This is a genomic window from Siminovitchia fortis (assembly GCF_007681465.1).
Taxonomy (GTDB): Bacteria; Bacillota; Bacilli; order Bacillales; family Bacillaceae_C; genus Siminovitchia; species Siminovitchia fortis.
In genome coordinates this window covers 1-12852 of the sequence record NZ_VEKZ01000035.1, presented here as the reverse complement: position 1 = coordinate 12852, position 12852 = coordinate 1, and the positions used below count along the sequence as shown (strand labels likewise).

The following is a 12852-nucleotide window of genomic DNA, read 5'->3' as shown; positions in this document are numbered from 1 at the left end:
ACTTCCCTAAAATTAAATTTTCAGGGAAGTTTTCAGCGATTATTTATTTAGCCCTGACATTCTTTCCTGCTCCATTTTCCTCAGTTCCACGCGGCGAATTTTACCCGAAGCCGTTTTTGGCAATTCAGATACAAATTCGATTTCCCGCGGATATTTGTATGGAGCGGTCATTTGTTTGACGTGCTCCTGCAGTTCTTTCTTCAAGGATTCCCCATCATCCGGTTCGCTTTCCTTCAAAACAACAAAAGCCTTAACAATATTCCCCCTAATTTCATCGGGGGCGGCGACAACTGCGCATTCCTGTACGGAAGGATGCTTTACTAGGGCGTCTTCGACCTCGAAAGGACCAATGGTATATCCTGAACTGATGATAATGTCGTCGCGGCGTCCTTCAAACCAGAAATAACCGTCTTCATCCTTTTTTGCTTTGTCTCCTGTAATATAATAGTCTCCCCTGAATTGCATGGAAGTCCTTTCCGGATCTTTGTAATACTTTTTAAAAAGGGAAGGCGTGTCCTTATGGACAGCAATATCGCCAACCTCCCCGGCAGCGCAGACTTCCCCTTGTTCGTTAATAATTTCAACCGTATTTCCGGGAGTTGGTTTTCCCATGGAGCCTGGCCTCAATTCCATTTCCTTCGTAATACCGACAAGCAATGTGTTTTCTGTCTGGCCGTATCCATCCCGTACGTTTATCCCGAAATATTGTCTGAAAACATCGATGACTTCCCTGTTTAGCGGTTCGCCGGCTGAAACGGCGCTGTGCAGGTGATCGAGTTTAAAATGATCGAGATTATTGACTTTTGCCATCAGCCGGTATTCTGTAGGTGTGCAGCAAAGTACGTTCACCTTGTGTTTATCCATTAATGACAGGTACTTTTGGGCATCGAACTTTCCGTTGTATACAAAGCCTGTGGCTCCCATGCCAAGTACGGAAAGAAACGGGCTCCAGATCCATTTTTGCCAGCCTGGCCCCGCTGTCGCCCAAACAATATCGTTCTCTTCGATGCATAACCATTTTGCAGCTGCCGTCCTAAGATGGGCGTAACCCCAGCCATGTGTATGAACGACACCTTTCGGATTGCCTGTTGTTCCGGATGTATACGATAAAAACGCTGTATCCGTGCTTTTCGTTTCAGCTGTTTTCAACGAATCGGAGGCATCTTCCATCAATTTCTCCAAATGGCCCCAGCCCTCAGCTTCTCCGCCAACGGAGAACTTGATCAAACCTTCTGCATTTTGGGCCATGTCAACCTGTTTCACGTAAGGATGATAGGTGACGACTGCCTTGACATCGCCATGGCTGATCCGGTATTCCAAATCTTTTGTCTTGAGCATTTCGGAACTTGGGATGACAATAATTCCTGCTTTGAGAGCGGCGATATAAACTTCATAGGCTTCAATCAGCCTCGGAATCATGATTAGAATGGTATCCCCTTTTTCCAGGCCAAAATCATGGAATACATTTCCGATTTTATTTGCCTGCTTTAATAATCCCTCATATGTAATCTCTTTCGTTTCCCCGTTTTCGCCTTCCCAAATGATTGCCGGCCGGTCTGAATGGACAGTATACCTTTCAAACTCGTCGATGATATTATAATCATCCGGTGCAATTAAGTCTTCCCGTTTCATTTTTTTCATCCTCCCCTTGTGAAACTGTAGTACAAACTATTATACAAAATTATAAGAAAACTTAATATGTATAGATGGTAAAATTTTTTTATATTGTAAAATCGAAGAAGCGGGGACCAGTTCCCCGCTTTAAAGCCATTCATATTAAATTTGTTATCTTGCGTGTCCGCCCATTTGTTGTTGAGCCATTGCTACAAGGCGTTTGGTGATTTCACCACCTACAGATCCGTTAGCGCGTGAAGTAGTGTCTGCTCCAAGGTTAACTCCAAACTCTTGTGCAATTTCAACTTTCATTTGGTCGATCGCTTGCTCTGCTCCAGGAACAAGGATTTGGTTGCTGTTGTTGTTTGCCATGTGTTTTCACCTCCTTGTAAGCCTATATTGTGCGAAAACACATGGCATCATTCAATAAAATGTTGGTAATTCTTCCTAGCTTTTGGCAGCTGTTTATTTCATTTTAAAAAAGGTTGAGATGATTGTCATTTGCCTGCTCGTTTCCTTCACTTCTAATGACGAGTGTTTCGGTTTCTTCCACAGCTTTTTCCAATAGTGGGGCCCAATCAAACTTGCTTTCAAAAGCAACAATTTTATCCGTTTTTGGCCGGGTTTTTGGAGCCGGCGGTGTAAAAATAGTACAGCAGTCTTCATAGGGCCTGTTGGAAATCTCCAATGTATCTATTTCGGTTGCAATCTTAATGATTTCCACTTTATCCATGGCAATCAACGGGCGTAAGATAGGAGTGTTTGTAACTTCATTGATGGCAAGCATACTTTCCATCGTTTGGCTCGCCACCTGTCCAAGGCTTTCGCCGTTAAAAATGGCAAGCGCATCATTTTTCTTTCTTATTTCATCCGCAATCCGGAGCATCATTCTGCGGGTGGATGTCATCGTATAGCCTTCAGGTATTTTCTCGTGGATCTTTTCTTGGATCTCTGTAAACGGGACAATGTGGACTTTGATCCGGCCGGAAAATTCAGCAAGCTTTGAGGCAATATCGAGCACCTTTTGTTTCGCTCTTTCACTAGTATATGGCGGGCTGTGAAAATGCACGGCCTCAATGTCCACTCCCCGTTTCATCGCCAGGTACCCTGCAACAGGGCTGTCAATCCCGCCGGACAGCATCAACGTCCCTTTACCTGATGACCTTGCAGGAAAACCGCCCTGGCCCTGGACAACTTCCCCCGAAACAAACGCTCCTTCGCCTCTTATTTCTACAATCACATTGATATCAGGTTTTTTTACATCAACTGTAATATCCTCTACATTGATTAAAATATGCGAACCAATTTCGTAATTCAGTTGCTGGGTATCGTATTCAAATGATTTATCCGACCGGCGCGCTGATATTTTAAAAGTTCCCCCGGGAATATGGGCTTGTTTCACAATATGAAGGGCTGCGGCTTTGATCTGATCAAGATCTTTTTCTGTCCTGATTGCCGGGCTGAATGATTGAATACCAAACACTTTGGCAAGTCTTTCCTTCACCTGGTCATACGGCTCTCCATTCAACAGAACATACATCCTGTCATGCAATGTTTCAATTTGTGTCTGCGGGAACCTTCGAAGCATCATCCGAATGTTGGTTTTAAGCTTTCTGACAAAAAACTTCCGGTTCCTCCCCTTTAATGTCAGCTCTCCATATCTGATTAAAATTCTGTCATATTTCATTTATTTCGCCTCATTACTTTATTTAATCTGTCTATAACCTGTTTAAGCGCATGGACCATCTTTTCGGCTTCTTCCGGCGTGTTGTCATAGGAAAGACTGATTCTGACCGCCCCTGCTGCCTCTTCTTCTGACACTCCCATCGCTTTTAAAGTGCCGCTCGGGGTTTTGTCTTTTGATGAACAAGCGCTTGTTGTTGATATAAAAATTCCTTGCTCCTCAAGTGCATGGACAATGACTTCACCTTTTAAACCAACTGCTGAAACATTCACAATATGCGGTGCGGCATTGTCCCTGGGCGTATGGATAACAAGGCCCGGCACTTCTTCCAGCTGATTCATGATATAGTTGCGGAGTTCCAACAGATTTTCTGACAAGGATCTCCTTTTATCCTCCGCCATACGAAAAGCTTTCGCCATTGCAACGATACCGCCTGTGTTTTCTGTCCCGCTTCTTAAATTCTTCTCCTGATTCCCTCCTGAAATCAAAGGAAAGATTTTCACGCCTTTTTTTACAAAAAGAAAACCGCTGCCTTTCAATCCGTGAAATTTATGTGCGGAAAAGGTGCAAAAGTCAATATTGGATCTATAAATATCAAGAGGGACCTTGCATGCACCCTGAACATTGTCGACATGAAAAAGCACCTTTGGAAAATCTTTTAAACGCCGGCCGACTTCTTCGACAGGCTGGATTGTTCCGACTTCGTTATTGACATGGATCATCGAGACAAGAATCGTTTTGTCCGTTATTGCCCGGATCACATCATCGGCTGAGACATGGCCGTTTTGATCAACGTCGATATAAGTGATCTCAAACCCGAGCATGCGAAGCTGTTCACACGCTTCCTGAACAGACGGATGCTCGACACTTGTCGTGATAATATGGTTCCCCCTGCCGCGATGCATGAGTGCTGTCCCCTTTATCGCCAAGTTATTGCTTTCCGAACCGCCTGATGTAAAATAAATTTCATTTGCGTGAACTCTGGCCAATTGGGCAATCTGCTCCCGTGCAGTTTTAAGCAATTGTTCGGCCCTTCCCCCAAGGGCATGAAGCGATGAAGGATTTCCGAAAAAATCCCGATTCACCTGCGCAAATGCCTGGAGAACTTCTTCATATGGCTTCGTTGTCGCACTATTGTCAAAATATATCATTTAAGGCCACCTACTAACCTGATTCATTATTATAATCAATCATACATAATAACACATGAACGCTGTAAATTAAATATTAACTCATCGGGGACAGGTCCCCACTGCGTTAATTCGTTACCACTTTAATGTGGTGGGGTCCTGTCCCCAAAAAAAGAGCACTTCATCCGAAGCACTCTTTTCCCTAAGCTATCATTTTCACACATGGATTTCTTCGTTAAACATCTCTTCGATTTTTTTCAAAGCTCCGGGTTCCACTTTTTCAACCGCAGCAGCAGCCTGCTCAAGTGATGAGCGGTATTCATAATTGCGGAATGCCTTTTCAGCTTTGTCAAGGTCAGCCCTGAGTTGGGGATGCTGGCCCCTGTACCTGTTTCCGTATTGGATGACCTGTTCAGCGAGACGGGCGTTTTCAATATGTTCCTCCGTCCGGCTGTACAAATGGTCGACTGTGTCAGTTGCCTCGAATAAATGGCTTTGGACGGACTTCATATTCAGCGGTTTTTCCTGGAGGCTTCTGAAAACATCCTCAATTTGCTCGGAAGCTTGCTCATACAATGATTCGACATCGTTTGGAAGTCCGGGCATTCTGCTTTTTTGGACAATCCTGACGATATCGCTGACTTTCTTTTTTAAAAGGGCGATTTTTTCCCTGGCCTCCATTTCATCCTTGCGCAAGCTTTGCAGACGTTCCGCAAACAATTGCTGTTTTGTTTCCAATTTTTCCAGCCCGCTTTCGATTTCATTTAATTCCTCGCTTAACGAAGTAAAAGCTGATTGGTCTTCCTTGATCTTCCCTTCAAGCAGCTCATACCGTCTCGTAAGCTGACCCAAGCTTTTTTCAAGATCATGCGGTATATTCAGGTCGTTATCAAACAATTGATAACTTTCCTGAACCAGTTCTGTTTCAGATTTAAGCTGCTCGTTTGCTTCTTTCAATTTGTTTAAATATGCTTCGGTCTCTTCGTTCTTCTGAAGGACATAATGTCTTGCATAAACTTCCTTTTCCAGGAGATCATACAGGAGTTCAATCTGCTCCTTTAATTCTTCCAGTCCCTCAGCCACTTCATCGACTTCTGTCTGGATCAGGAACTCCCTGTACGCCTTCAGCTGCTTTTCCATTTTTTCCATAATGGCTTCCATTTGAATATGGTCCAGGACGTATCCCTGCTCCTGCATTTCTTTAAACCCTTGAAAAAGTTCGTCTTTTTGCGAAGGGATGATTGTTTGGCAGTCCGTAAGCAAATCAGGGATTTTTTCCATTCTGTAAATCAGGCTTTCAAGCTCCCCGGAAAGCGAAACAACTTCCTTGCGGGCTTCAATATAATCGCCTTCTTCAGTTAATGTCTCATAATTCGAGATTTTTTCGGCCGCTGACTTTAACTGATCTTCCAGTTTCTTCGCAGCTTCCCCAAACGTATGAGACTCAGTAAGCAGACGTTTTTTTGCCAAACCATATTTTTCTTTCAGGCTCCCAATATCCGTTCTGTTCCTTTCTTCGCTGTCTATCAACTCTTTTAATTCAGCAAGGATTTTTTGTATTTGTTCATTGATCTTGGCCAGTTCACTTTCAATCTGGATACGGGTATCTTTCACTTTCTTGAAATTGAACTTATCCGTGTACTCCTCGGCTTCGAAAAGGAGTTCATCGATGTGGGGAAGCTGAACGGTGATAATATCGTCCCATGCTTGGCGCCACTGTTCGAACATCTCTTCTGTTTTCCCCGTCATGTTCAATTTTTTTACTTTAGCCAGTTCCTCAACAACAGGCTGGTTCATCGTTTCCATTTTCCTTGCTTCCAGCTGGTCAATTTCTTTATAATATTTTTTCCTGATCATATATCCAATAATGAATATGATTATGATAAGAATGATTGCACTGATGACGAGTTCAACACCGTATTTCATTATCTGTCCCCTGCTCCTTCCATCATTCAGCAAAAACTATGTATATCAAGCGATTTTATTAGTTCAGTTATGTCCTTCTATGATACCACGACAGCGACAATTTTTGACGCATAAATGCAATTTTTCTATCGTTTTTTTCTTTTATTCTTAAGAAAAGCGCAAGGCGCCCGTTTATCGGCGACAAGCATAAGACGAGCGCTGAAGAAGGCGTAATTTGCCTTCATCAGCGATTGGCTTATGACCTCGAGCCGATGGCGCCTGAAGCTGGACATTACGTTAATCTTGTTTGAAGAGAAAATTCGGTAAAATTTTATGCTTTCTTTAGCTTTCCAGAATAAAACAGGTTCTGTTCTAAAATTAGAAAAAGCCGCCCCAAAATTTGGTTGGCAGCATTTTTTTAAACAGTCTTTACAACCGGGGAAGGGCGACGGGCCACATATAAAGCGCTCTTTTGAACGTTCACAGCCGCTTGAATCCAGTCTATGACCGATTCATAATATTTCTCTATAAAATAAGGGTCTTTCGGATGCATTCCCCAAACCTCGCTGACATACTGGCTGTTTAAAAAAGGAGTGGAAAGCATTCCCTTTAATTGGATGATCATCATGCTGACAGGGAGCGCAGAATGATTTTCGCCCAGCGCCGAGGATGTCAATGCTTTCAGGTAATACCTCTCTTTCATCAGATAGGAAGAAATGATCTCCCTTGACACTTGCGAATCAATCGTGATTTCCCTCCATACAAGCCGGGTCAGCAAATGATTGTCACTTTGGAAAACAAGGACTTTTCTTATGGCCCTGTGAAGGCAAACTTGCGGATCCTCCCAGTCGACTTTCTTTTTCTCTTCTTCCAACAGCGTTAAATAAGGTTCGAAAAAACTGACAAGGCACGCCTCCAGCAGCCCTTGTTTTCCCTGAAAATAATAGGAAATGTTCGCCGGATTCAATTTTGCCCTGGCTGCGATATCGCGGATTGTCGTCCCCTTAAACCCTTTGGTTGTAAACAATTCAATGGCCGCTTCGATAATGGCCTCCTTTGTTTTTCCTCCTTGGCCGGACATTGTGGACCCTCCCTTTTTAAAGCATTCTCTATAAACCATAAATCGTCTCATGATACGAAATAGGCGACTTGTACCTGGGCTTAAGTATAAATTCGGCTTCAATTTATATATATCCTCTGAAAATAACTCGACAGATTTTTGCGAAAACCGATAAAACCACTTCCAAGTCCTGCGGTAATCATTCACATTTCTTACTTAATGCTTTAAACTCGTTTAAAAGGATACAATTTGGAGGGCACAGAATGATTTTTCAATTTAAAGTAACGCTAATGCACATGAGCCCGCCTGTATGGAGAAGACTGCAGGTAGATAGCAGCATGACATTTTATCAAATGCATGAAATCATTCAAGCTGCTTTTGACTGGGATGATTATCACTTGCATGCCTTTATGATGAAAAAGTCCAGCGGAAGGAATATACACCAGATAGAAATAGGGTCGGATGATAACGATCCGTGGGGCTTTAATATGCATGATATTTATGATGAAAAAGAGGAAAAATTATCGGACTGGTTCTTAGTGGAAAAGGATAAAGCCGTTTATACTTATGATTTTGGCGATGATTGGAAACATGAAATTCTTTTGGAAAAAATCATTTCCCCAAAGGAAGGGGTATTGTACCCGCATTGTGTGAAAGCAGTCCAGTATGCTCCCGAAGAAGATAGCAGGGGTGAACTTTTGGAAGAGCTGTACGAAGTAGAAGAAGTGGACTCCAAAAAATTAACGGCAGCAGTAAATAAGGCATTATCCCCATTTGCCAAGCCTGTTGAAACAAATTCCGATCAGATGGATATCAACATGAAGGAATTATTCATAAAGGCAAAGGAATTTAACGCCCTGAAGCCATGGGATTTGTTTGATAACGATGAAATTTTTGTTGTCAAAGATCCTCTGACAAGCGAATATTTATTTTGCAGCATTTTGGGAGCGATGGGAGAAGAGTTTGGCATGGCGGTATATATCGGTCCCGATGGCTATCAGAATTTGTTAAAAACAATGAAAGAAGACATTGATACTTTTGAACTAATAACAGAACAGCGAAGCATACTTTTATCGTTTGTTAATCGGGATGAACTCGAAAACGAAGATTATCAGTTGATCAAGGATAACGGAATGGCCTTTAGAGGAAAGAAGCAATGGCAGCAATTCAGAAGCTTTAAACCTGGTTTTGTCCCATGGGTCATTGAGGCGGATGAGGCTCGTTTATTAACAATCGCAGTTGAGCAGGCGATTGAAGTGATAAAAGAAGTAGAGAATGGACTGGAAATTCCATACTTTACGGGAGATAACCCGGTTATAGGCAGAGTTCCGAAAACGCAAGGAGACAAAACGCAATGGAACACCACGCTGCTTTCGCCCGATAGATGGAAGTCACAGCAGCCCTCCCCCGAAGAACAGCAGCTGTTAGTGCCGGAAATGGATATTAGACGTTCACTGAAATATAAAAAATACGATACACCAATTGAAATTGATTTTTTCAGAGTTGATACACCGGTACAGGAAAAACCCGGAGAAAGACCATATTTCCCGTTAATGGCAGTAGCAATCGATCAACGAAGCGGCCAGGTTATATTTCAAGATTTGGCAGAAGGTCAGCCTGAAGTGGGCTATTACCAAAACTCATTTTTAATGATGATGAATCAGCTTGAAAGAAATCCGAGGGAGGTATGGCTGAAAAGCCATACATTTCATATGCTTGAACCGCTCCTGTATGAACTTGGGACAACAGTGATAGAAGCGGAACGCTTGCCGTTGACGGATGAGTTTAAGCAATATTTGGCGCAGATGATGTAAAAATACTAGAAATGCCATTAATCTGGAGCGAAGAAGCGAAAACCGGCATCTTGACTTTTCTTTCATCGGGCCCTATAATGTTCTTTGTGTGTAAAATAATTGCAGCCTTGATGAATATTCTGTTGACCGTATTTTGTTCCTCGCGTTTTGAGGTGTATCGCGTAACCCGCTGCTGCTAGGGCGAAGGTACATGAAAACAAAATACCCAGCATTGTATTCTCGCAACGGTTTTTATTTTACAACAAAATAAAACCTAAGGAGGAGTCTTCTATGGCTCGTTATACCGGCCCAAGCTGGAAAATCTCCCGCCGTCTCGGAATCTCACTGAGCGGAACTGGAAAAGAATTAGAAAAGCGCCCTTATGCGCCAGGACAACATGGTCCAAACCAACGTAAAAAGCATTCTGAATATGGTCTTCAGTTGCAGGAAAAGCAAAAACTCCGTCATATGTACGGTGTTACTGAGCGCCAATTCAAAAACACATTCGTCAAAGCCGGCAAAATGCAAGGTAAACACGGTGTTAACTTCATGATTCTTCTTGAACAACGCCTTGACAACATCGTTTACCGCCTTGGCTTGGCACGCACCCGCCGTCAAGCACGCCAGCTTGTCAACCACGGGCATATCCTTGTTGATGGACGCCGCGTAGACATTCCATCATACAAAGTAAACCCTGGCCAAATTGTAAGTGTACGTGAAAAATCAAAAAACCTTGCGATCATCAAAGAATCAGTAGAAGCGACAAACTTTGTTCCTGACTACGTTTCTTTCGATGCAGACAAGCTTGAAGGATCTTTGACACGCCTTCCTGAGCGTTCAGAACTTCCACCAGAAATTAACGAATCGTTTATCGTTGAGTTCTACTCACGATAATAGAATTGCTTTGTAGAACACAGTATTTAAAGAGCCCCAAACCCTTGGTATATAAAGGTTTTGGGGCTTTTTGTTTTATTTTAGGGTTGTAAACTAACGTAAAATAATGTATTGTTTTGGGGCACTTTTTGGGGCAAGTGGGGCAACTTTTGGGGCAAGTTTTTAATAAAAATTAGCGGACAATGCTGAAATTATATATTTTTTTTGATACCAAATTTACATAGTGAAACCACTAAAGATCTTGATAAAGGATTGGTTAACAATTCTTATCGAGATTTTTTTCAAGCCGGACTTAATCACAATTACCTTTTCCAGCCAGCCCAATAGTTTTTTTGCTGGTAAACTTCATCATTGAATCGTGCACTTATTTATCGCACTCACCTAGTTTGTATTCCGGCCCAATTGCTAATTTGTTGATAAAAGTCCTCTTCCAAACAGGATTGGGAATAGAAGGAACGGTTATGAAGGGTTATGTAACATTGAATGAATTTCCAAGTTATGGACGGGGTTATAGATGTTTGATTTTTGATATAAAATACTTAACATATAACAATAAAGTCGTTTAAATCTAAGGGTTTATACAACAATCGCGCCCGATTGTTGTATATGCAAAAATGGCCAGATATTAACACAAGCATCTATTGCTTAAGTTCATCATTTAGCTTATTTGAGGTTAACCTTAAATAATAACCATCCGGGTCTATAATTCGGAAATCCTTCATTCCCCAAGATTGTAGTTTAAGTTCAGATTCCATAGGATAGTTTTTTTCTAATACATGTTGGTATAATCCCTCAATATCATCAGAAACTAGGACAAGCTCCATACCTTTACCTTTCGGATTAAGACCTCCCTTTTTTAAATAATGATTTTCATTAAGAATAGCGTCATGAGTTAATAATAATGCAAAGTCCACATGTTTAATCATTGCACCAGTCTCATGTTTTTTATAGAATGTAAGGCCAAGGATTTCTTCATAAAACCTAATAGATTTTTGCAAATCTTTTACAAATAGTTCCAAGCGAAAATTCATTTTCATTCTCCTTATTGTAGTTTTATTAGTTTCAGCTTGTTTAATTTCTTTACTTCGTTAATTGAATTGTTTAGAGCTTCAACAACACTGGCATTTTCAAATTGACGTATAAATGTTACCGAATAAAATACATCATCTTTTTCAAATGACTTTAATATTGGGGTATTTTTAAGAAATCCTTTTGGCTCGACATTTTTTGACCGTGCCTTGACAGTATGGGAATCACCTTTGTTGTCATCCGGTTTACAATAGTCCATCGTCAATGATTAACTTTTTCACTAACGTCTTACACCTGCCCACTTTTAATAATATTAGGGTTCTCTCGACTCGTATGGAGAATGTACAATTCTCGAGTGGGATTTTCACGATGAAGTTCTTGATACACTCTTATTGCCTCAGGAGAATTTGAAAACTTTTTTAAAGGAGTAATTTCTTCTAAAATACGTTCGCTTTCATCGTTTGTGTATGCTTGTGCAACCTCTATCAATACCCATTGCTTTGGAAATGCTTGGCGTACATCTTCCCATTTCATTAATGACACCTCCAAATACTTTATCTCGGGTTCACAAAAATATTCCGTTTGCCGCGGCCTGCCATTCTTTAAAATTAGACAAATACCCATTTCATCCAAAAAAGGTTTCATGTTTTTTCTTGGGTCATATGGTGTATAGACCAATTTAAAAGAAGGTGATCAAATGCATCCTCATTTACATGGATATCATGCTTACCCTATGCACCATCATGTTTATCCAATGCACCATCACTTGCATCATCACGGATATGGACTGGATCAGCTCCAACTTCAGCATCAAGGAATCCACCCGTATTCAATGCATCATGTCCATCCTCACCACCACATGTATTATGGATACTGATGCGTAAAAGGAAGCTGAATATTATTTACGAGAGCGCTTTAACCAAGCGCTTTTCCTCTTTTTAACTTTTTATCTTGCTCTGATGCCATAGCTGATATTTTGCTTGGAAATGTATATCACCTTGAGATCCCCTTGCAACAAATTATCAACAAGGCTCATAGATAAGCTTTACAGCCTGCTCTGGAATAGTTAAATTCAGTTTATACGGGCCGCACTGTAATTTCATTGACATTCACATAATCAGGCTGAGTGACCGCATATACTACGGCTTTCGCGATATCCCGCGCTTCCAATTTTTTACGTTCGGACACGCTTCCACTAAACCTAACGAATCATAAGTGGGCAAAATTCCGCAAAACAAAAGCAGGAGTTAAGCTACATCTACGACTAGTGTTTATGGATAAAGACACCGTCTATCCTGAAAAAGCGGAAATTACAACAGCTAAAGAACATGACAGAAATCAACTAGAAATCCTTGTAGACGATAAGGATGCCATGTATGTGTTTGATCGTGGATATGTTGACTACGAACGATTTGATCGAATGACCGATGAGGGCTATTTCTTCGTGTCAAGACTGAAGAAAAACGCCGTCATTCGTGAAGTAGAGACTTTTGCTGTGCCCGAAGATTCTACTGTTTTATCCGATAAAATGGTATACATTGGTTCTACTCAAAATCGTACAGAGAATGTGTTCCGCCTTCTTAAAGTAGTGGATACAAAGGGAAACACTTTACGATTAATTACCAATCGCTTCGATCTGGATTCCGAAGAGATTAGTGAAATTTACCGTCAACGCTGGGTAATTGAGCTATTCTTTAAATGGCTCAAACAGCACGTAGAGATCAAACACTTTTATGGCATGAG

Annotated in this window: 10 protein-coding genes and 2 pseudogenes; 3 read left to right on the top strand and 9 right to left on the bottom strand. The window is 41.5% G+C overall.

Annotated features, from left to right (window positions below; translation table 11 throughout):
• Nucleotides 1–39 precede the first annotated feature (39 nt).
• From mbcS to refZ, 6 genes are all read right to left on the bottom strand, one after another.
• Nucleotides 40–1632 carry an acyl-CoA synthetase MbcS gene (mbcS, locus tag FS666_RS11995; protein ID WP_120074195.1) on the bottom strand — a complete coding sequence of 531 codons (1593 nt, stop codon included), beginning with the start codon at nt 1630–1632 and terminating at the stop codon, nt 40–42.
• Between the two features lie 153 nt (nt 1633–1785).
• Nucleotides 1786–1986, bottom strand: coding sequence for an alpha/beta-type small acid-soluble spore protein (locus tag FS666_RS11990; RefSeq protein ID WP_120074197.1), 201 nt, complete (start codon nt 1984–1986; stop codon nt 1786–1788).
• A gap of 103 nt (nt 1987–2089) precedes the next feature.
• Entirely contained in the window at nt 2090–3301 is a 1212-nt protein-coding gene (gene thiI / locus FS666_RS11985) for a tRNA uracil 4-sulfurtransferase ThiI (protein ID WP_120074199.1), read from the bottom strand.
• Nucleotides 3298–4449 carry a cysteine desulfurase family protein gene (locus FS666_RS11980; RefSeq protein ID WP_120074201.1) on the bottom strand — a complete coding sequence of 384 codons (1152 nt, stop codon included), beginning with the start codon at nt 4447–4449 and terminating at the stop codon, nt 3298–3300. Before FS666_RS11980 ends, thiI begins: the two co-directional genes overlap by 4 nt.
• 195 nt (nt 4450–4644) lie before the next feature.
• The gene (gene ezrA, locus FS666_RS11975) at nt 4645–6354 is read right to left on the bottom strand and encodes a septation ring formation regulator EzrA (RefSeq protein WP_120074203.1); all 1710 of its coding nucleotides are present in this window, start codon (nt 6352–6354) and stop codon (nt 4645–4647) included.
• 397 nt (nt 6355–6751) lie between these two features.
• Nucleotides 6752–7414: a forespore capture DNA-binding protein RefZ gene (gene refZ / locus FS666_RS11970; RefSeq protein WP_120074206.1), complete on the bottom strand. Its 663-nt coding sequence runs from the start codon at nt 7412–7414 to the stop codon at nt 6752–6754.
• 242 nt (nt 7415–7656) lie between these two features.
• Between refZ and FS666_RS11965 the strand changes: the two genes are divergently transcribed.
• A complete protein-coding gene (locus FS666_RS11965) occupies nt 7657–9207 on the top strand; it encodes a plasmid pRiA4b ORF-3 family protein (RefSeq protein WP_144462281.1) in 1551 nt (516 codons plus the stop codon).
• Between the two features lie 270 nt (nt 9208–9477).
• Entirely contained in the window at nt 9478–10080 is a 603-nt protein-coding gene (gene rpsD, locus FS666_RS11960) for a 30S ribosomal protein S4 (protein ID WP_144462279.1), read from the top strand.
• A gap of 638 nt (nt 10081–10718) precedes the next feature.
• Here the strand turns inward: rpsD and FS666_RS11955 are convergent.
• The 3 genes and pseudogenes from FS666_RS11955 to FS666_RS11940 form a co-directional block, all read right to left on the bottom strand.
• Nucleotides 10719–11111 carry a VOC family protein gene (locus tag FS666_RS11955; RefSeq protein ID WP_120074212.1) on the bottom strand — a complete coding sequence of 131 codons (393 nt, stop codon included), beginning with the start codon at nt 11109–11111 and terminating at the stop codon, nt 10719–10721.
• A gap of 286 nt (nt 11112–11397) precedes the next feature.
• Nucleotides 11398–11643 (bottom strand): hypothetical protein, encoded by a 246-nt coding sequence (locus tag FS666_RS11945; protein ID WP_120074216.1) that lies wholly within the window; start codon nt 11641–11643, stop codon nt 11398–11400.
• 543 nt (nt 11644–12186) lie between these two features.
• Nucleotides 12187–12291: pseudogene (locus FS666_RS11940) on the bottom strand (oxidoreductase); the annotation flags it as partial.
• Between FS666_RS11940 and FS666_RS11935 the strand changes: the two are divergent.
• Nucleotides 12290–12852, top strand: a pseudogene (locus FS666_RS11935) (IS4 family transposase); the annotation flags it as partial. The pseudogenes FS666_RS11940 and FS666_RS11935 sit on opposite strands and share 2 nt — an antisense overlap.

Bases quoted from the DNA above. Each gene is read 5' to 3' on its own strand.
- FS666_RS11990 (WP_120074197.1), bottom strand. From the start codon at position 1,986: ATGGCAAACAACAACAGCAACCAAATCCTTGTTCCTGGAGCAGAGCAA.
- thiI (WP_120074199.1), bottom strand. From the start codon at position 3,301: ATGAAATATGACAGAATTTTAATCAGATATGGAGAGCTGACATTAAAG.
- ezrA (WP_120074203.1), bottom strand. From the start codon at position 6,354: ATGAAATACGGTGTTGAACTCGTCATCAGTGCAATCATTCTTATCATA.
- rpsD (WP_144462279.1), top strand. From the start codon at position 9,478: ATGGCTCGTTATACCGGCCCAAGCTGGAAAATCTCCCGCCGTCTCGGA.
- FS666_RS11945 (WP_120074216.1), bottom strand. From the start codon at position 11,643: ATGAAATGGGAAGATGTACGCCAAGCATTTCCAAAGCAATGGGTATTG.
- refZ (WP_120074206.1), bottom strand. From the start codon at position 7,414: ATGTCCGGCCAAGGAGGAAAAACAAAGGAGGCCATTATCGAAGCGGCC.
- FS666_RS11955 (WP_120074212.1), bottom strand. From the start codon at position 11,111: ATGAATTTTCGCTTGGAACTATTTGTAAAAGATTTGCAAAAATCTATT.
- FS666_RS11980 (WP_120074201.1), bottom strand. From the start codon at position 4,449: ATGATATATTTTGACAATAGTGCGACAACGAAGCCATATGAAGAAGTT.
- FS666_RS11965 (WP_144462281.1), top strand. From the start codon at position 7,657: ATGATTTTTCAATTTAAAGTAACGCTAATGCACATGAGCCCGCCTGTA.
- mbcS (WP_120074195.1), bottom strand. From the start codon at position 1,632: ATGAAACGGGAAGACTTAATTGCACCGGATGATTATAATATCATCGAC.